Annotated in this window: 20 protein-coding genes; 9 read left to right on the forward strand and 11 right to left on the reverse strand. The window is 62.0% G+C overall.

What is annotated here, in order from left to right; all coding sequences use genetic code 11:
* Window positions 1-26: 26 nt before the first annotated feature.
* From ccoG to ccoN, 5 genes are read right to left on the reverse strand one after another with little or no spacing between them, the layout of a single operon-like run.
* A complete protein-coding gene (ccoG, locus tag RIE53_06120) occupies window positions 27-1,454 on the reverse strand; it encodes a cytochrome c oxidase accessory protein CcoG (GenBank protein ID MEQ9104256.1) in 1,428 nt (475 codons plus the stop codon).
* 55 nt (window positions 1,455-1,509) lie between these two features.
* Complete coding sequence (locus RIE53_06125) at window positions 1,510-2,175, reverse strand: c-type cytochrome (GenBank protein MEQ9104257.1); 666 nt, start codon at window positions 2,173-2,175, stop codon at window positions 1,510-1,512.
* The gene (locus RIE53_06130; protein ID MEQ9104258.1) at window positions 2,168-2,341 is read right to left on the reverse strand and encodes a hypothetical protein; all 174 of its coding nucleotides are present in this window, start codon (window positions 2,339-2,341) and stop codon (window positions 2,168-2,170) included. The genes RIE53_06125 and RIE53_06130 overlap by 8 nt, the downstream gene beginning before the upstream one ends.
* An 8-nt stretch (window positions 2,342-2,349) precedes the next feature.
* Window positions 2,350-3,036 (reverse strand): cytochrome-c oxidase, cbb3-type subunit II, encoded by a 687-nt coding sequence (ccoO, locus tag RIE53_06135; GenBank protein ID MEQ9104259.1) that lies wholly within the window; start codon window positions 3,034-3,036, stop codon window positions 2,350-2,352.
* A gap of 12 nt (window positions 3,037-3,048) precedes the next feature.
* Window positions 3,049-4,482 (reverse strand): cytochrome-c oxidase, cbb3-type subunit I, encoded by a 1,434-nt coding sequence (ccoN, locus tag RIE53_06140; GenBank protein MEQ9104260.1) that lies wholly within the window; start codon window positions 4,480-4,482, stop codon window positions 3,049-3,051.
* Between the two features lie 188 nt (window positions 4,483-4,670).
* On the opposite strand from ccoN, the gene RIE53_06145 reads away from it, so the two are divergent.
* A complete protein-coding gene (locus RIE53_06145; GenBank protein ID MEQ9104261.1) occupies window positions 4,671-5,342 on the forward strand; it encodes a response regulator transcription factor in 672 nt (223 codons plus the stop codon).
* Between the two features lie 5 nt (window positions 5,343-5,347).
* On the opposite strand, the gene RIE53_06150 is transcribed toward RIE53_06145, so the two are convergent.
* Both RIE53_06150 and mdh read right to left on the reverse strand, forming a co-directional pair.
* Entirely contained in the window at window positions 5,348-6,106 is a 759-nt protein-coding gene (locus RIE53_06150) for an FKBP-type peptidyl-prolyl cis-trans isomerase (protein MEQ9104262.1), read from the reverse strand.
* A gap of 135 nt (window positions 6,107-6,241) precedes the next feature.
* On the reverse strand, window positions 6,242-7,174 hold the full coding sequence (mdh, locus tag RIE53_06155) for a malate dehydrogenase (GenBank protein ID MEQ9104263.1): 933 nt from the start codon (window positions 7,172-7,174) through the stop codon (window positions 6,242-6,244).
* Window positions 7,175-7,341: 167 nt separating this feature from the next.
* Between mdh and RIE53_06160 the strand changes: the two genes are divergently transcribed.
* Genes RIE53_06160 through RIE53_06170 form a run of 3 tightly spaced genes read left to right on the forward strand, consistent with a single transcriptional unit; the run spans window position 7,342 to window position 11,786 of the window.
* Window positions 7,342-8,751 carry an alkaline phosphatase gene (locus RIE53_06160; GenBank protein ID MEQ9104264.1) on the forward strand — a complete coding sequence of 470 codons (1,410 nt, stop codon included), beginning with the start codon at window positions 7,342-7,344 and terminating at the stop codon, window positions 8,749-8,751.
* Window positions 8,752-8,756: 5 nt separating this feature from the next.
* Window positions 8,757-10,439 carry a DEDD exonuclease domain-containing protein gene (locus tag RIE53_06165; GenBank protein ID MEQ9104265.1) on the forward strand — a complete coding sequence of 561 codons (1,683 nt, stop codon included), beginning with the start codon at window positions 8,757-8,759 and terminating at the stop codon, window positions 10,437-10,439.
* A gap of 27 nt (window positions 10,440-10,466) precedes the next feature.
* On the forward strand, window positions 10,467-11,786 hold the full coding sequence (locus RIE53_06170) for a hypothetical protein (GenBank protein MEQ9104266.1): 1,320 nt from the start codon (window positions 10,467-10,469) through the stop codon (window positions 11,784-11,786).
* Between the two features lie 15 nt (window positions 11,787-11,801).
* Here the strand turns inward: RIE53_06170 and glgA are convergent, their stop codons facing one another.
* On the reverse strand, window positions 11,802-13,217 hold the full coding sequence (glgA, locus tag RIE53_06175; protein MEQ9104267.1) for a glycogen synthase GlgA: 1,416 nt from the start codon (window positions 13,215-13,217) through the stop codon (window positions 11,802-11,804).
* Between the two features lie 9 nt (window positions 13,218-13,226).
* Between glgA and RIE53_06180 the strand changes: the two genes are divergently transcribed.
* On the forward strand, window positions 13,227-14,213 hold the full coding sequence (locus RIE53_06180; GenBank protein MEQ9104268.1) for a M14 family zinc carboxypeptidase: 987 nt from the start codon (window positions 13,227-13,229) through the stop codon (window positions 14,211-14,213).
* Here the strand turns inward: RIE53_06180 and RIE53_06185 are convergent.
* Together RIE53_06185 and RIE53_06190 are read right to left on the reverse strand one after the other, a co-directional pair.
* Window positions 14,194-14,736: a nucleoside recognition domain-containing protein gene (locus RIE53_06185; protein ID MEQ9104269.1), complete on the reverse strand. Its 543-nt coding sequence runs from the start codon at window positions 14,734-14,736 to the stop codon at window positions 14,194-14,196. The two genes, RIE53_06180 and RIE53_06185, sit on opposite strands and share 20 nt — an antisense overlap.
* 1 nt (window position 14,737) lies before the next feature.
* The gene (locus RIE53_06190; GenBank protein MEQ9104270.1) at window positions 14,738-15,697 is read right to left on the reverse strand and encodes a nucleoside recognition domain-containing protein; all 960 of its coding nucleotides are present in this window, start codon (window positions 15,695-15,697) and stop codon (window positions 14,738-14,740) included.
* Between the two features lie 295 nt (window positions 15,698-15,992).
* On the opposite strand from RIE53_06190, the gene RIE53_06195 reads away from it, so the two are divergent.
* Entirely contained in the window at window positions 15,993-17,120 is a 1,128-nt protein-coding gene (locus tag RIE53_06195; protein MEQ9104271.1) for a glycosyl hydrolase family 18 protein, read from the forward strand.
* Entirely contained in the window at window positions 17,117-18,325 is a 1,209-nt protein-coding gene (locus tag RIE53_06200; protein MEQ9104272.1) for a glycosyl hydrolase family 18 protein, read from the forward strand. The genes RIE53_06195 and RIE53_06200 overlap by 4 nt, the downstream gene beginning before the upstream one ends.
* On the opposite strand, the gene mce is transcribed toward RIE53_06200, so the two are convergent.
* Window positions 18,282-18,695 (reverse strand): methylmalonyl-CoA epimerase, encoded by a 414-nt coding sequence (gene mce, locus RIE53_06205; protein MEQ9104273.1) that lies wholly within the window; start codon window positions 18,693-18,695, stop codon window positions 18,282-18,284. The two genes, RIE53_06200 and mce, sit on opposite strands and share 44 nt — an antisense overlap.
* A gap of 28 nt (window positions 18,696-18,723) precedes the next feature.
* Between mce and RIE53_06210 the strand changes: the two genes are divergently transcribed.
* Together RIE53_06210 and RIE53_06215 are read left to right on the forward strand one after the other, a co-directional pair.
* Window positions 18,724-19,695, forward strand: coding sequence for a cation diffusion facilitator family transporter (locus tag RIE53_06210; GenBank protein ID MEQ9104274.1), 972 nt, complete (start codon window positions 18,724-18,726; stop codon window positions 19,693-19,695).
* Window positions 19,692-21,098, forward strand: coding sequence for an FAD-dependent oxidoreductase (locus tag RIE53_06215; protein MEQ9104275.1), 1,407 nt, complete (start codon window positions 19,692-19,694; stop codon window positions 21,096-21,098). The genes RIE53_06210 and RIE53_06215 overlap by 4 nt, the downstream gene beginning before the upstream one ends.
* Window positions 21,099-21,101 lie beyond the last annotated feature (3 nt).

Genomic DNA, 21,101 nt, shown 5'->3' on the forward strand with positions numbered 1-21,101 from the left:
TTTGAGGAGCATCAAGTTCGGGATGATCATGAGTCGGGACCGAGCAATGTATAGGTGGTCGGGATGACCTGTCCGTCAGAGAAGACGACGTCGAACCGCGCAGGAATGGACGTCGTATTGAACGCACTGACCGGTGTGACCACCCAGATTTCGAGGCGCGCCATCTCTCCCGGTTCCAACGCCATGGGCATGGCTCCCACCGCCCGGACGTCGGCCGCGGCCGGCATTCCGGCCTTCACCTCGAACGTCACCGCCGTAGGCGTCTGGTTGCGGACGCGGAAGCGGAGACGGTTCGCGATGCTGCCATCGGGAAGAACGGTGTATGGTGCATCGACCACACGACCCACATTGATGTCGTAATCGTTCCGGTTGGTCAACACGAGCGTGAATGCCGACAGCACGAACACCATGGCTGCTGCATAGATGGCGGTGCGTGCGCGGAAAATGCGGGTGGGTTTGCCCTCCAACTCACGCTCCGATGTGTATCGGATGAGACCACGCGGCCTGTCGATCTGGTCCATGATGTGGTCGCAGGCGTCAATGCACTGCGTGCATGCCACGCATTCCATCTGCAAGCCGTCCCGGATGTCGATTCCTGTCGGGCAGGTCCGGACACAGGCAAAGCAGTCAATACAGTCCCCCTTCGCCTCGATTTCGCCGGCCGCTTCCAACTCCATGGTCTTTTTCGACCGACGGGCCCGGGGTTCACCCCGGGTCGGGTCATACGACACGATCAGGGAATCGGGGTCGAGCATGATGGACTGCATGCGGGCATACGGGCAGGCGATGGTGCACATCTGCTCCCTGAAAATGCCGAAATCGAACAGGATGAGGCCGGTCGTGCCGGCCATCACGACGAAGAAGCCCCAGTGGGCGGTCGGGGGCTCCGTCATCCACTGCAGCAAGGTTGGCCAACCCACGAAGTAGGCCACGAACGTATTCGCGAGAACGAAGGCGATGATCGAATAGAGGCCCCATTTGAGCGCTTTACGCCACGTCCGGTCGAACGTCAGGGGACCTTCATCCCGTCGTTTGCGCACGTGTTCCTTGCCCTCTATGAGACGCTCGAGCGGCCGGAATACGAATTCCAGGTAGATGGTCTGCGGGCATGCCCATCCACACCAGACCCGTCCCAGCAACGCGGTGAACAGGATGACCGTCACCATGATGGCAATCAGGAACAGCATGAGCAGGAGCGTGTCCGTGGGATAGAACACCGCCCCGAAAAGCGCGAATTCCCGGTGTACCACGTCCAGCAGCACCGCAGGCCGACCTCCGATCGGGATGACCGGCAAGGCCAGATACGCCACAACCAGGATCCACGCCGTTATCCGGCGGCGATCAAGGAACCTGCCCGGACTGAGCGTGGGGTAGAGCCACCTCCGTTTTCCGTCCTGTCCGAGCGTGGACAGGACCGCTTCGGGCGATTCAAGAATGCGTGGAGCGTCGGACACGGAACGGTGGAGTCAGGGTGGTGGCAGATCATGGGAACGGGTGCCGGAGTCGGGATCAGACATCCGCCCGTTCGGGCGCAGCGGTATCGTCATCGTCGCCATTCTCCTCATCACCATAGAACTCGCCCTCGGCCGCTTTGGCATTCTCGGGCTCGGTTCCCTCTATGGAACGGATGTAAGCGACGAGCTGGGAACGTTGTTCCGGAGTGAGCACGCCGCCCCAGGGAGTCATGCCCTTGTCGAGCACTCCGTTCGTGATGACGTTGAACAGGTCCACGTTCTGGTTGCCGTGGATCCAGTACGCATCCGTCAGATTGGGACCGATGAGTCCTTCGCCATCATTCCCGTGACACATGGAGCAATTGGCGGAATACACCTGGGCACCGGCCTGGATGTGTTCATCCACGCCGATATATGCCGCAATGGCCTCGTTCGAAACCTCGAACGTCGGGTTCTCGGCTTCCCACGCATCGCGGACTTCCTGGATGGCCGCCTGACTGTCGGCCAGGTCATCCTCATATGTGTTGATGAAACCGAAAAAATGGACACCCAGGACGTAGATGGGGGCGAACAGGACGCAAAGCCAGAACAGCCACAGCCACCATCCGGGCATGGGGTTGTCATATTCTTCGATTCCGTCGTAGGAATGGCCGCTGATGAGCGGCTCATTGTCGGGGTCGGAGGCACCGGACTGGGACGGGGGGATGTGTTGGTCAGACATGGGGATTCTCGTCGTCCTCAAGGGGAAGATTCTTGTGGGCGGTACGTTCGGATTTTTTCATGGATACGACACGTGCAACGATGAGCACGAAAGCCAGGATGAAGGCGACCAGGCCCACGATGGCCAGGCTGCCGGTATCCAGACTGCGGACTACGTCCTTGAACATGATGGGCCTCAGCGGGGGTTGATGTCGGTTCCGAGACGTTGCAGGTACGCGACCATGGCCATGATTTCCTTCGATTCGAGATCCGCCGGCCCACCGCTGGCGGCCACACCATCGGCTATCATGCTTGCCTGTGATCGGGCATCGGATACGGCACGTGCGATGTCGTCATCCGAATACGGGACGCCGACCCGCTTGAGTGCCTTCATGCGTGCCGGGATGGATTCGAAGTCGAGGTCCCGGGACAGCAGCCAGGCATACGGAGGCATGAGCGAACTCGGGCTCGTGGAACGCGGGTCTTCCATGTGCCGGACATGCCACAGGTCGGGGTATTTGCCACCAATCCGATGCAGGTCCGGCCCGGTTCGTTTGGAACCCCACAGGAAAGGGTGGTCGTAGACGTGCTCCCCCGGCTTCGAATACTCGCCATACCGCTCCAACTCGTCCAGGAAGGGACGGACTTGTTGGGAATGGCACCCGACGCATCCTTCCCGGATGTACAGGTCACGACCGATGACCTCAAGCGCCGTGTAGGGCTCGACCGTTTCGATGGTCGGAATGTTGCTGTCGACCAGGACAAGCGGCAGGAATTCAACGACACCGCCCACGAGGACGGCTACGGTGGTCAGCACCGTGAACACGAAGGGCCATCCCTCCAGTTGCCGGTGTTTTCCGTCGGTTTTGATAAATGGACTCATGATGGGCAGGGGTCAGGAAACGGAAATGGATGGATCTTCAAGCGTGTCCGGTGCGGTCCGCATGGTCCGGTAAATGTTGTAGAGCATGAGGATGACGCCGGTCAGATACATGAGGCCACCGATCAGGCGGACCCAATACATGGGCACGATCTGGATGACGGTCTCCATGAAATCCGGATACAGGAGGCGCCCGGCATCGTCGAATGCCCGCCACATGAGGCCCTGCGTCACGCCGGCGGCATACATGGACATCACGTAGAGCAGCATGCCGATCGTGCCGATCCAGAAATGCGCATTGGCCAGACGTTCACTCCACAGTTTCGTCTGCCAGAGGCGGGGGAGCAGCCAGTAGATCATCCCGAAGGTCATGAACCCGTTCCAGCCGAGTGCGCCGGCATGGACGTGTCCGATGGTCCAATCCGTGTAGTGGCTCAAGGCGTTCACGGTCTTGACGGACAACATGGGGCCCTCGAAGGTCGACATGCCGTAGAAGGTGATTCCGATCACGTACATGCGCAGCACGACGCTGTCCCGGAGCTTGTGCCAGGCCCCACGCAAGGTGAAGAGCCCGTTGATCATGCCACCCCAACTGGGCATCCACAACATGATGGAGAAGACCATGCCCAATGTCGCCGCCCATTCGGGGATGGACGTGTAGTTCAGGTGATGCGGGCCGGCCCAGATGTAGATGAAGACCAGGCTCCAGAAATGCACGATGGACAGGCGGTAGGAGAACACCGGCCGGTCTGCGGCCTTCGGCAGGAAATAGTACATGAGGCCCAGGAAGGGCGTCGTCAGGAAGAAGGCCACGGCATTGTGACCGTACCACCACTGCACGAAGGCATCCTGGACCCCGGCATAGATGGGATAACTGTTCAGGAACGATGCCGGGACGGCCAGGCTGTTTCCGATATGCAGGATGGCCACGGTGACGATGGTCGCGATGTAGAACCATATGGCCACATACAGGTGCTTCTCCCGGCGCACCTTCAGCGTCATGAAGAAGTTGATGGCGAAGATGACCCAGATGATCGTGATCAGGATGTCAATGGGCCACTCCAACTCCGCGTATTCCTTGCTCGTCGTGTACCCCAGGGGCAGCGTGATGGCGGCACTCACGATGATGGCCTGCCAGCCCCAGAAGTGGATGCGACTCATGAGGTCGTTGTACATCCGCGCTTTCACCAGCCGCTGGGTGGAATAGTAGATGGCCGCAAAAATGGCGTTGCCGGCAAACGCGAAGATGACGGCGTTGGTGTGGAGCGGACGCAACCGCCCGAACGTCAGATACGGGCCCAGGTTGGCCTGCCACCAGGGCAGTTGAAGGGCAATGAGTGCGCCGACCAGCATGCCGACAAAGCCCCAGATTGCGGTAGCCAGGACGAACATGCGGACCACCTGGTCGTCGAAATGGATACGACCAGGAGTGATTTGGGTGGATGCCATGTACCGTGAAGGATGAGTTGAGCGAATCGGTACACAATAAACGTCAAAGGAAACGATTGCAATATCGGGGTTTCCCCCACGCCGTTGTGGGTGGTCACCTGCCATGTTGCCTCTGCGCGGACCCGTCACGGACCCATGCCGGATCATGCTATTGTTGATTCAGACGAACCCAACCTGGACGCATGATCATGGAAAACAGGAAAGAGCGACTTATAGGGCTGGTCGACGATCACCCCCTCATGCGCAAGGGGCTTCGGCTGGTCATCGAGGCAGAGGACGACCTTGTGGTATGCTGCGAAGCCGAGACCGCCGAGGCCATGCTCGAGCGAATCGGAGACCATCCGCCGGACGTGCTGGTCGTGGACGTTTCCCTGCCCGGAATGAGCGGCATAGATCTCATCAAACACGTACACGCCTTGAATCCCGACATCCGGGTCCTGGTGGTTTCCCGGCATGACGAAACCCTCTATGCCGAGCGGGCCATCCGCGCCGGTGCACGCGGGTATCTCATGAAAATGGCTGCGGGGGATACCGTCGTGACGGCCATCAGACGCATTCTCGCGGGGGGCATCTACGTTTCCGCGGAAATCAACGAACGGCTGTTGATGGGAATGGCGACAGGACAGAATTCGTTCAACCGCTCTCCGCTGGAAGTCTTGTCGGACCGGGAGCTGGAGGTTTTCGAGTTGACCGGACGGGGATTCGGCACCCGGGACATTTCCGAACGGCTCGGTCTGTCCATCAAAACCATAGAAAGCTACCGTGCCCGGATAAAAACCAAGCTGAACCTGGGCAGTGCGGCCGAACTCATGCAGCACGCCGTGCAATGGGTCGAGAGCGAAGCGGTAGTCAGCTCCTGACGGGGCTATTCGCCCGGCTTCACGATCCGGACCAGTTCGATATTGAACTTCAATACCGCCCAAGGGGGTACGGCCGATCCTGCTCCGAATCCACCGTATCCCAGGACGGGAGGGATGAGGATTTCCCGGACTCCGCCCACGCGCATGCCGATCACGCCCTGCTCGAATCCTGAAATGACGCCGCCGCCTCCTATGGTGAAGAAGAAATCTTCAGGGCGGGAATTCGATGCATCGAAAACCTGGTCGCCGTACGCAGGAAGGGTGCCGACATATTCCACGAACACGATATCCGCGAATTCGGCAATCCGACCGTCACCCGGTTGCACGTCCTCTATCCGGACATAGTCGAAAATCTCCAGGACGGTGACGTCGTATGTGACGTCCGTGTTGGGAGGGACGGCGCAGGATCCATCGGAAAAACATTGACCCTGGCGCCCGAAGGCCATGTGCGACGGAATTTCAAGGCGCCGTTCGCCCCCGACCCGGATGCCGGTGAGGCCTTCATCCCAGCCTTCAAGCACCTGGCCCACCCCGAACGTGAACGTGAAGTTCTCACCCTTTTCGGCCGTGGAATCGAAGATGGTACCGTCCGAGAACCGGCCGACGTACGATACGGTGAGTGTCTGACCGCGCTGGACGACCGCCCCGTCTCCTTCTGCCAGGTCCGTTACAATCAGCTCCCCCTTCTCTTCATTGCTGTCGCAGCCACCCAGGAAGGAGGCCATGACCAGGATTGGCAGTATCAGGAAAAATCGCGTGCGCATGGAAGGTCGGATCGGGATGAGGAACGGAAGAAAAAGGCAACGCCCCGCTCCGGCCGTTGTTCTGACCGGAACGGGGCATTTATTACGCCCCCGTGCGTTGGGGTTGAAGGGGCGGGGACCGACGCCGATGTCGGCTCAGGCCTGCTGCAGGCGGCTCAGCGTTTCGAGGTTCTTGACCACATCCTCGGCCGATGCATTCATGAGGGCCTGTTCGTCCTCTGAAAGCGGAACTTCGATGATGTCCTCGACTCCGTTCCGACCCAGTCGGCAGGGGGCGCCGATGAAGATGTCCTTGACGCCGTATTGACCGGTCAACCAGACGGCACACGGAAGCACGCGTCCGGAGTCCTTGATGATGGCTTCCACCATTTCGGCAGCCGCTGCACCCGGGGCATACCAGGCTGAAGTGCCCATGAGCTTCACGATTTCGCCGCCCCCGAATTTCGTACGCTCGACAATGCGGTCGATGGTGGCACTGTCCATGAGTTCAGGCAGCGGAATGCCACCGACGGTCGTGAAGCGGGGAAGCGGGACCATCGTGTCGCCGTGTCCACCCATGAGCAGGGCCTGGATATCGCGAACCGACACGCCCAGCTCCATGGCGATGAAGGCGCGGTAGCGGGCGGTATCCAGTACGCCGGCCATGCCGAAGACGCGCTGGCTGGGGAAACCCGACTTCATGTAGGCCACGTAGGTCATCACATCCAGTGGATTGGAAACCACGATGATGATGGCATTGGGGCTGTGCTTCGCGAACTGCTCGGTGACCGATCCCACGATGGATGCGTTCTTGGCGAGGAGGTCGTCGCGGCTCATGCCCGGCTTGCGGGCCAAGCCGGCCGTGATGACACAGATGTCCGAACCGGCCGTGTCGGCGTAGTCGTTCGTTCCCGTTACGCGGGTGTCGAACAAGTGGATGGGGGCCGACTCCTGCATGTCGAGCGCTTTTCCCTGGGGCAGGCCTTCGACGATGTCGATGAGAACGACTTCATCGGCCATATCCTTGCGGGCTACACATTCTGCTACGGTGGCGCCTACGTTTCCGGCTCCGACTACGGTGACTTTCATGACGGTATGGACTGTGATTTAAAGGGACATCGGAACGTACGGAACAGGAGGGCGCGGCGGGATCCGGGGAACGCCAAGTTTTGGCAAAATCATAATGTGCGGGCCGCACGGGTTCCGGTATATTGGAATCGTTCCTGATACTTGACCGCCCTTTTGTGATTCCCGCCATGAAGCTACCCACCATCCGATCCTCGTCCTTTGACCGGTGCGCCGCGCGGATCCTCGTCGCGTTTATGCTCGTCGTGTTCATCCATCATCCATCTGCGGTAGGCCAGACCAGTGATGATCGGCCTGACAATGTGGTCTTCATCGTGGCCGACGGCATGAGCGTCGTCGGAATGACACTCGCCCGGGACTATCTCCGGGACACGCAGGTCGAATCGAGCGGCCTGGCCCTGGATCCGTACCTGACCGGGACCGTCCAGACGTTTGCTGCGGATTCCCGGATTACGGACTCCGCATCGAGTGCGACGGCGTACGCCTCGGGCGTCAAGACGTATAACGGAGCCATCGGGATGAATGTGGACCGGCAGCCGGTCTCGACCATTCTGGAGCGGGCCGAACAACGGGGATTCCATACCGGACTGATTTCCACCGCCCGGATTACGCATGCCACGCCTGCGGCCTTCTCGGCCCACGTACCGGCCCGGGCCCAGGAGCAGGAGATCGCCGACCAACAAATCCGCCAGGGTATTGAGATCCTGCTGGGGGGTGGACGCCAGTTCTACGTCGGGCCCATGGAAGGGGGCGTCCGGACGGACAGTGCCAATATCATGCAGGACACGGGGTATCACCTGGTGGCAAACCGGGCGGAATTGCTTTCCCAGCAGGAATTGCCCGTACTCGGGCTGTTCAGCATGTCCCATATGGCCTACGAAATCGATCGCGCCCGGACGGCGGAACCGAGTCTGGCTGAAATGACCACGTGGGCGCTCGACCGGCTGGCGTCGCAGGACCGGCCCTTCTTCATGATGATCGAGGCCGGACGCGTGGATCACGCCGGTCACGGGAATGACGCTCCGGCTTTCCTCCACGATATGCTGGCTTTTGATCAGGCCGTCGCGGCTGCCCTGGCTTTTGCCCGCAAGGACGGTCGTACGCTGGTCGTCATCACGGCGGACCATGAGACGGGCGGACTCACCCTCGGAGGGGAATTCGAAGGGGGCGGATCGGGGTACCGGTACGACCCCACGGGATTGGCCGCTGCGCGCTCATCCATTGAGGATTTCGGTCGCCGTCTCACCGAAGTCCTTGCCGATCGTCCGGCATTGCCGAATTGGATTGCGGAAACATTGATGGCCGACTTCCAACTGAGCCTTTCCGAACCGGAGCAGTTCGAGTTGCGGCGCATCCTGGCGACCAACAACGATGCCCGGTTGCAGTCCTTCCTCCGGTCCACGCTGCAGGACCGTCTGGCACGGAGGGCATCGGTACACTGGTCCACCTCAGGGCACACCGCCGTGGACGTTCCCTTGTTCGCCTTTGGTCCGGGAGCGGGTGCGTTCAACGGATCCATGGACAATACACGAGTGGGCCTGTTGTTGGCGGAAATGATGGGTGTTCCGCTGGCGGAGTAGCGGACATGTCGGTCTTCACACGGTTCCTGGAAGGGGCACGGCCCCTGGTCGTGACCGATACGGAGACCACCGGTACATCCGCTGCCCAAAATCGAATCATCGAAATCGGGGCGATCGCCATACATCCCGACGGGACGCGAACGTCGTTCAGTCATCTGATCAATCCCGAGACGGCCATCCCGTACCGCATTACGCGGATCACGGGTCTGACCACCGGCCACGTGGCCAACAAACCGCGCGCGGCCGACGTCCTGCCGGACTATCTGTCCTTCCTGGGGGACGGGATATTCACGGCGCACAACATCGGGTTCGACCGGGCATTCATCAACGCGGAACTGGCGCGTGCGGGATTGCCGGAAATGGACCATGCCGGACTCTGCTCACTGCGGTTGGCGCGACGACTGCTTCCCGGACTGCGCAGCAAGAGCCTTGGCAATCTCGCAGCATTCTTCAAGTTGGACGGGCAAGGACGGCACCGGGCCTTGCGCGACGCCGAGGTCACGGTTGGCGTCCTTGAGCGGTTGCTGCTGATTGCCGAGGAAGAACACGGCATCCGTGAAATCGGGGAATTGCTGGAACTGCAGCGGAAGACCTACGCAAGTGTCCGACCGGCGTCGCCGCACCTGGACCGGATCCGCATGGACGTGCTGCCCCTCGTTCCTGAAGAGCCCGGTGTGTACTTCATGAAGGACGGCCAGGGGAAAGTGCTCTACGTGGGCAAGGCGAAAACGCTGGCCAGCCGTGTCCGGTCCTACTTCACGGCCGTGGAGGCCCATCCGGGACGCATCCGCAACCTGGTGGCCAACGTACGGATCGTCGACTGGGAGACCACGGAAACCGAGCTGAACGCACTCATCCTGGAGTCCCGGCTCATCAAGGACATCGATCCCCCGTACAACCGGGCGCTGCGCCGCCATGTATCGCGTCCGTTCCTGCGGATTGACTGGAACGAGCCGTTCCCGAGAATCACCGCCCAGGTCATTGTCCGGGACGACGGGGCGGAATGGTTCGGTCCGCTGCGATCCCGGGCCGAGGCCGCTTCCGTCATTGAGCTGATAGAACGACTGTTTGCCGTCAGGAATTGCTCAACCGCCGACCTGGAACGCGGTCGACGATGCCTGAGGGGGGACATCGGACGGTGCACCATGCCGTGCGAAAACACCGACCGGGAGGCGTATATCACCGAGGTCCGGCGCGTGGAAGCTTTCCTGAGGGGCGACGCCGACGAGGTGGAGGAACGGCTCATGGCCGACATGGCCCACGCTGCCGCAGAACTGGATTTCGAGGAAGCCGCCCGGATCCGTGACTGGCTGGCCTGGATTGCCCAGGGACGGAATCGGATGGGAGCGGTCGTCCGACCCATGGACAGTCCCGATACCGTGTACTGGTTGGATGCGGATTCGGTGACGTGTGCGGTGGTCCGTGGGGGGCTGGTGCATTGGACGGGGCGCATGCCGTCGCCGGTCGGGGCGGGCAACCTGCAATACATCTGCGAGCGCCTGGAGACCGTGCTTGCCCATTCCGATGTCGACCGCGATCCTACGCATCCCACTGAGGCCGATGCGCGTCGCATCCTGGAACACTGGGTGCAGGCCAACCGGGATGACCTCCTGGTGGTCCAGCGCCTGGATGGGGAATCGGTTTCTGCCTATCTGGATCGTGTCATGGATGCTATCTTGACCGACTGATCCGACCAAGTCCACCCCTTGCTACCCATGTTCCGTTCCGCACTCTCTGCCGGCATGCTGGTTTTCGCGGTCGGGTGTACGCAGCATCCCGAAGCACCAGCCTACCCTGACCGTCCTTCATCGCCCGACGATATCCGTCGTTCGAATGCGTTCGTGGCCGAAGCATCGGCAGCGCTTGGCGAGGGAGACGTCGAGGGGTACCGCGTGCGCATGGACTCGGCCCACACACTCCGGCCCCAGCAGGCGGTGTATCTGTTCCATGCCGGCCGATCCCGTCTGGCAGCGGGTGATACCCTGCAGGCCATGACGTTGCTGGATGTATTCGCAGGTATGGGAATGACGCGCGACCTGGCGGCCGATCCGGTATTTGCCGGTCTCCTGGAGCGTGACCCGTTCCGGCGCGTTTCGGAGGCGCTTACCCGGAATGCTGCGCCGATCGGAGTGGTCTGGACCGTTGCGGAGGGGGGCAGCCCCGACCTGGTCCCGGAGGGCGTTGCCCGGGATGAGACGGGTCAACGTTGGTTCATCGGAAGCGTACGCGAGGGCGTCATCCTGGAGCTGGCGGAGGACGGCATCCGCACCCTTGTTGAAGGTCTTCCTTCGGTCATGGGCATGACGTGGGTGGAGGGTCGGCTTTATGCTGCGGTTACGCGCGGCCCGAATCTCGCCTCGGAAACAGAATGGGAGTCCGGTGTCGTGGTTGTGGATCCATCCAGCGGGGAGGTGGTGCATCACATCCGGATTCCCGATGCCGAGCCGGTGGTTGACGCCGATGGAACAGCGCCCGGCGCGTGGCCGGGCGACCTTGTGGTAGCGGCGGACGGAACGGTCTATGTATCCGATTCACTGCGAAACGTCATATGGCGTGCCCGGCCGGGCATGGACGTGTTCGAGGCGGCCGTGTCGTCGCCGTGGTTTGCCTCCTTGCAGGGGCTGACGTTCCTGGAAGACGGGCAGACGCTGGTGGTGGCCGATTACACCGCCGGACTGTTCCGTGTGGATCCGGAAGAGGGTACGGCAACGCGCATGCGGGTTCCGTATGGGCAGACGCTCCTGGGCGTGGACGGCCTCTACCGCGGAGGTGGGGGACTCGTCGCCGTACAGAATGGTACCGCACCCCAACGGATCCTGCACGTTCGGCTGTCGGACGATGCGCGGGATGTGGTCTCCATCACGGTCCTGGCGGCCAATCAACCGGAATTCGACGAGCCCACGCTGGGCGTGGTCATCGATACGTCCTTCGTGTTCGTGGCCAACAGCCATTGGGGGCATTTCACGGACGGGGCGCAGTTGGACACCGACCGGGATCGATCGGCGCCGCGCCTGATGGCCGTCCGATTGCCGTAGCATTGTCCTGGCGCCTTACGGGCGCGATTGGGCGAGGGCCCGACGGTACACGTCCAGCCAGGCCTGTGACGCGTGGTCCCAGGAGAAATCCTTCTGCATGCCCCTCCGCATGGCAGCGGCCCATCGGTTCCCGTCGCGGAATGCCTGGACTGCTCGCGTGAGTGCATGGGCCATGGCTTGCGGTTCGGGTTGCCTGAATATGAATCCGGTGCCGTTTTCGGGGTGCTCGTCAAGATCGATGACCGTATCGGCCAATCCACCCGTGGCGTGTACGATGGGCAGCGTGCCATAGCGCATGCTGTACATCTGATTGAGTCCGCAGGGTTCGTACCGGGACGGCATGAGGAAGGCGTCAGCGCCGGCCTCAATCCGGTGGGCCAGGGCCTCGTCGTATCCAATCCGTAATCCCAGTCGTTCCGGGTGGCGCTGCCGGGCGTACCGGAATCCGTCCTCCAGCACGGCGTCCCCGCTGCCCAGAACCACGAAGGTCACCGGGGACCGAGCCAGGACATCGTCCAATACGGCAAGCAACAAATCCAGTCCTTTCTGTGTGGCGAACCGGGAAATCACGCCCACCACCAGCGAGTCGTCCCCGGCCGGCAGGCCGAATTCCTTGAGCAGGGCACTCCGGTTCTGCTGCTTTCCCCCGGGCGCTTCGGCTGAATAAGGGGTGGTGATGTGCGGGTCGCTGGCCGGATTCCACACCTCGGTGTCCATTCCGTTCAGGATTCCGTCGAGATCCCAACCCCGGGATCGGAGCCAGCCGTCGAGGCCTTCCCCGAATTCATACGTCTGGATTTCGCGGGCATAGGTCGGAGACACCGTGACAATCCGGTCGGCATGGCGGATGCCGTCCTCCAGGCAATTCCCGACCCCGTCCAGCCGGAGGGAGAGCCACTCCGGGACGTGACCCTGGTAGGCCAGATTGTGGATGGTCAGTATCGATCGGGTCCGTCCGAACAGATGGTCCCATGCGTATTCCGTCCGGATGAGCCGCGGAAGGAGGGCGGTCTGCCAGTCGTTTGCATGGATGATGTCCGGGGACCATGCGTATTGCTGGAGGATGCGGATGGCCGCGTGCTGCAGGAAGACGAAACGGAGCACTTCATCCGGGCGGTTCGTATAGATGCGCCCTCCATGGAAGAATCGTGGACAGTCCACCAGGTACACTTCCACCTCCGAGTCAGGAAGGTGCCCGTACCACACATTGAAGGGGATGACCTCGTCGGCCACACTGACGGATTGACCGTGGAACTCCGTGGCATGGATGAAGCCGTGATCGAAGACCCGGATGGAATCGTATAATGGGAGGATGAGCTTGACGTGTACACCCAGCCGGGAAAGGGCCACGGGAAGCGCGCCCGAGACATCGGCCAGACCGCCGGTTTTCACGTATGGCACGCACTCGCTGGTGACGAAACAGACATTCATGGACATAACATGACTTGGGACGGCATCCACATTCCCGCGGGCTTTCTGGAAGCATCGGAAGCGGACGGTGAGGTGATCGGATTTTCGGAAGAGCAGCGGCCCATCCGCGCTCGCGTACTGGGTAGTGGTCCGCGCCGGATCTTCCTGATGGGCGGGGCACACGCCGACGAGCCGGTCGGCCCCACGACGCTTCGGGCACTGGTCCGGGCCGACCACTCCACGCCCTTCTTCCAGTCCCTTTTCTCGGAATGGACGCTGTGCGTGGTGCCGCATGTGAACCCCGACGGCGAGGCGCGCAATGCCGGGTGGCGAGATGCTTGGCCGGATCCGGAAGCGTACATGGCCGGTGTGCGACGTGAGCCTCCGGGCAGGGACCTCGAGTTCGGGTTTCCTGACATGCGTCCCGAAAACGAGGTGGTCGCAGCGTTCATGCGGAAATACGCCCCGTTCCGTGTCCACGCCAGCCTCCATGGCATGGGGTTCTCTGAGGGCGCACTGCTGTTGATAGAGAAAAACTGGGCGTACCGGACCGAAGCCCTGCAACGCGCCTTTATCCGGGCGGCGAACACCCATGGACTCGGGCTGCACGACCACAACCGGAAGGGAGAGAAGGGGTTCTTCAGGATTGCCGCCGGATTCACGACGACCCCGGAGGGGGAGGCCATGCGCCGGTATTTCCTGTCCCACGACGAGCCCGAGACGGCTGCCCTGTTCCGGATGAGCTCCATGGAATACGTCCGTTCACTCGGAGGGGACCCGCTCTGTGCCGTGACGGAGCTCCCGCTTTTCCTGGTGGACGGGTCGGCGGGGCAGCCTGAGCGACCGGAGGCGTATCTGGCGTTCCGCGAACGGCTGCCGGCCATTCGCTCGGGACTGGCAAACGGCCGGTCCGTGCGATCGGAATGGACGCCATTCGGGCTGCCCCCCGTGCCGGTGACCTCGGCGGTGGATATCCATCTGCAGACGCTTGCCGCACTCATCCAAACAGCCACATGACCACGTAAACGCCCAGGAACATGGCTACGATGTCGGCGGCCAGTCCGGCGGGCACCGCATGGCGGGTTTTCTTCACATTGACCGCCCCGAAATAGACGGCAATCACGTAAAACGTTGTCTCCGTGGATCCGAACATCGTGGCGACCATCTTGACCAGGATGGAGTCCTCTCCGAACTGCTGGATCATGTCCAACACGATGGCAGCCGATCCTGAACCGGTCAGCGGCCGGATGATCATCATGGGCAGGACCTCGGGAGGTACGCCTATCCAACCCAGGACGGGTCGGAGGCCTTCCACCATGAACTCCATGGCGCCCGAAGCACGGAACATGCCGATGGCAAACAGGATGGCCACGAGGTAGGGGATGATGGTGACCGCCACCTTGAAGCCGTCCTTGGCTCCTTCCACGAACTCCTCATAGACCGGGACCCTCTTGATGAGTCCATACAAGGGAAAGCCGACGATGAGCAGCGGAAGGACAAAGACGGAGACGATTTCTATGATCGATCGAACGGTATCCATGTCAGGCCTCCTCCTTTGCGGGTATGCGGTAGCGCTTCAGACCGGACAGGAACCGGGCCGAAAAGATGGCGACCGCCAGTGAGATGGTCGTTACGATGATGATGGCAAAGATCAATTCATTGATCTGGAGTCCCATGAGCGCCACCAGGATGACGGGTGGCACCAACTGCACGCTGGCCGTATTCATGGCCAGGAGCATGACCATGGAGTTCGTGGCGGTATCCGGATCCGGATTCAGGGTCTGCAGCTCTTCCATGGCCTTGATGCCGAGCGGCGTTGCGGCATTGCCCAGGCCCAGCATGTTCGCCGTCAGGTTGAGCACGATCATGCCCAGAGCGGGATGGCCCTTGGGAATTTCCGGAAACAACGGACCGAAAATGGGCTGGGTGAACCGCACCACGGCGTGGATCATGCCGGATGCCTCGGCAATCTTCAACAAGCCCATCCAGAGCGCTATCACGCCGATGAGTCCCAGGGCCAGCGTGACCGCGGTTTCCGCCATGGAGAAGGCCGCCGACGCAATGGCCTGCATCTTCACGAAACGGACCTTCTCGAACCGGATGATGGCCGTCGCGGTCGAGTCCGAGGTCGGCGTGAGGGACAGCACCGGGCCCCGAAGGTCGTTGTCCCGCGGCGAGGTCATGTCCCGGATGGTTGCGAGCGGCTCGGGGACCGAGGCGTCGGCGGCGAACCGGAGTTGCATGCCGTCGGCTGTCCGGACCAACGTACCGCTCCAGGGACCGCCAGAGCCGTGCTCCACACCATACAGTTGCCGGAAACGATCGTCCGGAATAGTCACCGTGACCGGCTGCCGTCGCAGGTCGGATTGGCTGTCCATTCCGATATCCAATGCGACTTCCGCATTATTGCGATACGTGTCCCGGGCCAGGTCACGGGTATCGTAGACAAGGGCGAAGACGAGACTGATGATGATCAGTCCGCCCCAGATGTAATTCAGCATGGCACCTCCTGTGTCCGCTGGGTCCTGAATCTCCGGTCTCCATTCCCGGATTGTGATGCAGATGATACGAAAAAACGGTCGGGGCGGATACGAGCCACCCCGACCGTCTTTACATCAGACCAGAAGGTACGGTGAGTGTATCGGCTGGCCGAAGTCCGATTTAAGGTCGTCACGTGAAGGATGCGTGAAGCACGGGGCGGGCCGTATTAAGAATCAACCGGTGCGGACGACACTTCCCGTGGAGTCCTGGCATCCTTTTCCATTGTTCAGAACCAACCGTGTCCGAGTGACGCCCATGATTCGCGGCATCCTGCGTATGGTCGCCCTTACTGCCGTGGTGTACGTTTCGGCGTGCTCCACGGCCGTGGATGTGGATCCGGGGCCGGATGATCCCGGGCTTCCGGATGTGCCGTCGGTCCGGATGGAAGTAGCTGCCTATCATCCATACTGGGCCACGTCCGCATGGTCGCAGTACGACATGGATCTGTTGGATGTCCTGTTTTTCTTCGATCTTCCCATCTCGCCGACAGGCACGATCGAGGACCGGCGGGGCTGGCCCCACGCCTGGTTCGATCTCATTGCCGCCGCTGAATCCGCGGACACCCCCATCCATGTCACGGTCAGCATCCTTGAGGCACATGTATTCCGGAGTGTATTCTCGACGCCGACGTACGTACAGACGCTCGAAGAGACGTTGGTCGACCTGTCCGCTTCCGGATCGGTTTCGGGCCTGCACCTGGATGTTGAACTGTTCGAGCCGGTATCCGATCAGGAACGGAATGCATTCACGGACCTGGTACGCCGGTTGTCGGTTCGCCTGAAGCAGGGCCGCCCGGATTTCCAGCTCAGCATCTTCCTGACCGCCACGGACCCGGCCGAAGCCTATGACGACCAGGCTCTCGCTGCAGCCGTGGACTTCGTGGTCATCCAGGCGTATGATCTGCATTGGTTGACGAGTCCGACGGCCGGGCCGGTTTCACCGCTCCATGGCTGGGGTGATCGCAACTGGGGGGCCATCCTGGCCCGCGCCGAGCAGAACGGGATCCAGAGGGAAAAAATGTTGTTTTCCGTACCCTACTATGGCTATGAATGGCCCACCGTGGACAGTCTCTCGGGTGCTGCGACGCGCGGTCCCGGGCGGCTGACGACCTATGCGCCTGCGCTCGTCGGCGTGCCGGCCGCCCGGGACCGCGCAATCCTGAACGGCATGCAACGGGATCCCGTATCGGGCTCGCCGTGGTACGCAATCCAGGATTCGACGGGATGGACGCAGGGTTGGTATGAGGATGCCACGTCACTGGCCCTGAAATACGACTTCGTCCAACAGGAAGCGCTGCGGGGTGTGGCCATTTTTCCGTACGCGTATGGCGATGCCACCCTCGAATCGGCGCTTCGGGACGCCCGGATGACCCCATTGCCATGATGTCGACATCTCCATCTGGATTCCTGCGTGCCGGTCCGGGCACCCTCGTGCGATCCCTGGCCGTGTTGGTGGTCTGGGCGCTGTTTTCCGTTGGGGTCGCCCGCGCACAAACAGACTCAACCCGAGCCGACACGACCCAGGCTGACAAAATTCAGGCTGACTCCTCCGCGTGGCGTCCCTATGTGGCCGGGTACTATGCGCACTGGATGGGGGATGCCTGGAAGGACATGGACCTCACTCTGTACGACCGCGTCCTGTTCTTCACCACACGGGTGGATTCACTCGGACTCATTCTGACCCGGAATGGCTGGCCCGAAGCGTGGACCGGGCTGGACAGCGCCGCCACGGCTGCCGGAGCCGATCTCATTCCGACCGTCGCCATGATGGAGCGGGAAACCATTTTGCCGGTCTTCGCGGACTCCGTCCGGTGGACGCGTCTGGTGGGTGAAATCGAACGGTTGGTAGCCGAGTCCGCAAGTCCGGGTGTCCATCTGGACATCGAACTCTTCGAGCCTGCTCCCGACAGTGTCGTCGCAGGCTTCGCGTCGTTCCTTCGATTGTTGAACGGCGTCCTGCCCGACTCGGTGGATATTTCGGTATTCGCGCCGGCCTTCGATGTCAGCCGCATGTTCGATCTCCCGAGCCTGGAACCGCTCGTGGACGATTTTTACGTCCAGGGATACGATCTGCATTGGCTTGACGGGCCGTCGGCCGGACCGGTGGCCCCGATGGACGGGTGGGGTGGGGCCAACTGGCAGACCATCCTGGCGCGGTACCGGGAGGCCGGCATCCCGGACGAGCGGATTGTCATGACGCTGCCCTACTACGGCTATGAGTGGCCGGTGGCGTCGACGGCGTTCGGTGCCGCAACCACGGGCAAGGGGCATATCCTGACCTATGCCCGCGTGGACAGTACCCGGCTGCCGGATATCCAGCGGTCCGTGGAAGGCCGCCTGGAGATCCTGGGGCTGCTGCGCGACGACATTTCAGGCAGCCCGTTCTATACCTGGATGGATTCGACCGGACTGTACCAGGGCTGGTTCGAAGATGAGGAGAGCATTGGAACGAAGCTGGACTTCATCCGACGCGAAAGCTTGGGTGGAGCGGCCGTGTTCCTGATGGGATACGACCGGGGCCTGTTCAATCCCGCGATCAGAGCATTCAGGAGCCAGCCTGGGGATCGTGGTCCGAACAAAACTCCATGAGGACGCCCCCTGTATCCTTCGGGTGGACGAAAAAGATCTGTTTGCCGTCGGCGCCCGGTTTCGGCGCATCGTTCAGCAGACGCAGGCCCAGCGCAGCGGCGTGGGCGTGCATGGCGGACGCATCTTCCACGGCAAACGCCAGGTGATGCATCCCGGGACCCTGGCGCGCAATGAACCGCGCGATGGGGGAATCCGGCGAGGTGGCTTCCAGCAATTCAATCTTCGTGCCCCCGGCGTCCAGGAAATGGGTACGGACGCCTTCCGAGACCACTTCCTCGGTCTTGTAGGGCTCGGCACCGAACAGGCGACGGAAACGGTCCAGTGCGGCGTCAATATCATCGACGGCAATGCCGATATGTTCGAGTTGCATGGGTTTTTTCGGTAGATTGAAGGCAGCCATGAAAATAGACCACTCCCAGGAACATACGCCGCTTACGGACTCCGATTACCAGCGACCGGTCATGATCGCGAGCCTGGTGATCGCGGTCCTCATGCTGGGAGGCAAGACGACCGCGTTCGTGATTACGGGCTCGGCGGCCATCCTTTCCGATGCGCTTGAGTCGGTCATCCATCTGTTCGCCACGGGGTTTGCGGCCTACAGCATGTGGTATGCATCGCGTCCCGCCGATGCGTCGCATCCGTACGGACACGGGAAGATCACCTACTTCTCGTCCGGTTTCGAGGGCGCACTCATCATGATCGCGGCGGTGGCCATTCTGCATACGGCCATCCTGGATCTCATCCGGGGCCCCCAAATCCAGCATCTGGGCACCGGTCTCTGGATTACGGGCGGGCTGGCGGCCGTGAATGGCCTGCTGGGATTCGCCCTTGTCCACACCGGTAAGAAGCATCGGAGCATTATCCTTCAAGCCAATGGCCACCATGTACTTACGGACATGTGGACAAGTATCGGTGTAATCGCCGGCCTCATGCTGGTGTATTGGACGGGCATCCTCTGGTTCGACCCGGTGCTGGCCATCATCGTGGCCCTGAATATCCTCTGGACGGCCTTCCGGTTGATGCGGAACTCCGTTCGCGGGCTGCTCGAGACGGTCGATGCGACCGAAACGGAGCGCATCCGTGCGCTGCTCCAGGAAGCCGCAGACAAGGAGGTCGTGAGCGGATTCCATCAACTGCGGCACCGGCGCATCAACAACGAAGTCTGGATCGAGTACCACCTGTTGTTTCCGGAAGACCTGTCCGTGGCCCTCGCGCATGATCGGAGTCATCGCGTGGAGGACGCCGTACATCGGTTGTTTCCGGGTGATGTCGTGGTCGTGACGGCGCATCTGGAGCCCGAACTGCACGATGAAGCCCATTCGGACCGGCAACCCGAGCCGTTGGACGTGCTGGGAGGGGGGGCGTCATGAAAGCCGATATCCTGATTGTGGGAGGAACGGCCGCGGGGACGGCGGCAGCCGCCGAAGCGCGAAGGCGCAACCCGGATGTCCGGATCGTTCTGGTGGACAGCAATACGGACGTAGCCTACAGCACCTGCGAAATGCCCATGTATGTGGGCGGGGACGTGGCGTCCGCGGCGGACCTGACGCGGTTTTCGCCGGCTTCGTTCGCGCAGGAATACGCCATCGATGTGCGTTCCGGCGTGCGGGTCCTGTCGGTGGACCTGAAATCGCGCGTGGCACGGACATCGGATGGCGACCTCCGTTTTGACCGGTTGATCCTGGCCACGGGAGCGCGGGCGACCGTGCCGGCGGCCCTTGCGGAAGATCCGGGCACATGGACCGGTTCGGACAGGCGTGCTCCGGATGTACATGTTCTCCGGAACCTGGATGACGCACGGGCCATCCGGGGGTTGTTCGACGAGCGAGCCGGACAGTCCGACGGGGGTGTTCATCATGCCGTCATCGTGGGGGGCGGGTTCGTGGGCCTGGAAGTGGCCCATGCGTTGCGTTCGCATGACGTCCGGGTGACGGTGGTCCAGCCGGAGGGCCACGTGCTTTCAGCGGGCCTGCCGAAGGAGCAGGCCGACCGGATGGTTGTCGCCATGCAACACGCCGATGTGGCGGTCCGACCGACGCGTGCTGTCGGCATGGACAGGGGTCCCGACGGACGCATCCTGGCCTTGCGCACGGACGACGGGGAGCAAATCGGCTGTCAGTTCGTGCTCGTGGCCACCGGCATTGTGCCGACCTCGGAACTGGCCGACGGCATGGGCCTCGCCTTGACCCCGGGAGGGGCGGTCCAGGTGAATGAACAGATGCGGACGTCCAGGTCGGACGTCTGGGCATGTGGGGACGTCGTGGAACTGCCGGACGCCATCAGCGGGGGATCCATCTGGGTCCCGTTGGCCATGAACGCGTTCCGCTCGGGGCGCGTTGCCGGGGCCAATGCCGCACGCAGACCGGGGACGCGCCCCGAGCGGATGATGCCAGTCGTGCCGGCCTTCGCGGTACGGGCATTCGGATTGGATGCGGCCTACGCGGGTCTCCGCTTGGACGAGGCGCGGGCCGCCGGGTACCGGGCGAAGGCCGTGGACATGACGGGCGCCTCGCATGCCCGGTTGTTGGGGGGACAGGATGTCCTCCTGCGACTCGTATACGATGAACCCTCGGGGCGCGTACTGGGGGCGGCGACCGTAGGGCCACCGGGCTCCGCCCTGCGAATGAATACGGTCGCCGCCCTCATCCGCCTTCGCGGAACGGTGGACGACCTGGAAGCGGCCGATACGGTATATCACCCCCATGTAGCTCCCATGCACGATCCGCTCAAGGTGGCGGCTCGCCTGGCGCAAAAATCAAGAGAGGAACGATAGACG

Source organism: Rhodothermales bacterium, assembly GCA_040221055.1.
GTDB lineage: Bacteria > Bacteroidota > Rhodothermia > Rhodothermales > UBA10348 > 1-14-0-65-60-17.

Excerpts from the sequence above, each read along its gene's own strand:
- ccoO (MEQ9104259.1), bottom strand. The coding sequence starts at position 3,036 with ATGAGTCCATTTATCAAAACCGACGGAAAACACCGGCAACTGGAGGGA.
- mce (MEQ9104273.1), bottom strand. The coding sequence starts at position 18,695 with ATGCAACTCGAACATATCGGCATTGCCGTCGATGATATTGACGCCGCA.
- glgA (MEQ9104267.1), bottom strand. The coding sequence starts at position 13,217 with ATGAATGTCTGTTTCGTCACCAGCGAGTGCGTGCCATACGTGAAAACC.
- RIE53_06165 (MEQ9104265.1), top strand. The coding sequence starts at position 8,757 with ATGTCGGTCTTCACACGGTTCCTGGAAGGGGCACGGCCCCTGGTCGTG.
- RIE53_06200 (MEQ9104272.1), top strand. The coding sequence starts at position 17,117 with ATGATGTCGACATCTCCATCTGGATTCCTGCGTGCCGGTCCGGGCACC.
- RIE53_06145 (MEQ9104261.1), top strand. The coding sequence starts at position 4,671 with ATGGAAAACAGGAAAGAGCGACTTATAGGGCTGGTCGACGATCACCCC.
- RIE53_06130 (MEQ9104258.1), bottom strand. The coding sequence starts at position 2,341 with ATGTTCAAGGACGTAGTCCGCAGTCTGGATACCGGCAGCCTGGCCATC.
- mdh (MEQ9104263.1), bottom strand. The coding sequence starts at position 7,174 with ATGAAAGTCACCGTAGTCGGAGCCGGAAACGTAGGCGCCACCGTAGCA.
- RIE53_06150 (MEQ9104262.1), bottom strand. The coding sequence starts at position 6,106 with ATGCGCACGCGATTTTTCCTGATACTGCCAATCCTGGTCATGGCCTCC.
- ccoN (MEQ9104260.1), bottom strand. The coding sequence starts at position 4,482 with ATGGCATCCACCCAAATCACTCCTGGTCGTATCCATTTCGACGACCAG.
- RIE53_06180 (MEQ9104268.1), top strand. The coding sequence starts at position 13,227 with ATGACTTGGGACGGCATCCACATTCCCGCGGGCTTTCTGGAAGCATCG.
- RIE53_06170 (MEQ9104266.1), top strand. The coding sequence starts at position 10,467 with ATGTTCCGTTCCGCACTCTCTGCCGGCATGCTGGTTTTCGCGGTCGGG.
- RIE53_06210 (MEQ9104274.1), top strand. The coding sequence starts at position 18,724 with ATGAAAATAGACCACTCCCAGGAACATACGCCGCTTACGGACTCCGAT.
- RIE53_06160 (MEQ9104264.1), top strand. The coding sequence starts at position 7,342 with ATGAAGCTACCCACCATCCGATCCTCGTCCTTTGACCGGTGCGCCGCG.
- RIE53_06190 (MEQ9104270.1), bottom strand. The coding sequence starts at position 15,697 with ATGCTGAATTACATCTGGGGCGGACTGATCATCATCAGTCTCGTCTTC.
- RIE53_06195 (MEQ9104271.1), top strand. The coding sequence starts at position 15,993 with ATGATTCGCGGCATCCTGCGTATGGTCGCCCTTACTGCCGTGGTGTAC.
- RIE53_06185 (MEQ9104269.1), bottom strand. The coding sequence starts at position 14,736 with ATGGATACCGTTCGATCGATCATAGAAATCGTCTCCGTCTTTGTCCTT.
- RIE53_06125 (MEQ9104257.1), bottom strand. The coding sequence starts at position 2,175 with ATGTCTGACCAACACATCCCCCCGTCCCAGTCCGGTGCCTCCGACCCC.
- RIE53_06215 (MEQ9104275.1), top strand. The coding sequence starts at position 19,692 with ATGAAAGCCGATATCCTGATTGTGGGAGGAACGGCCGCGGGGACGGCG.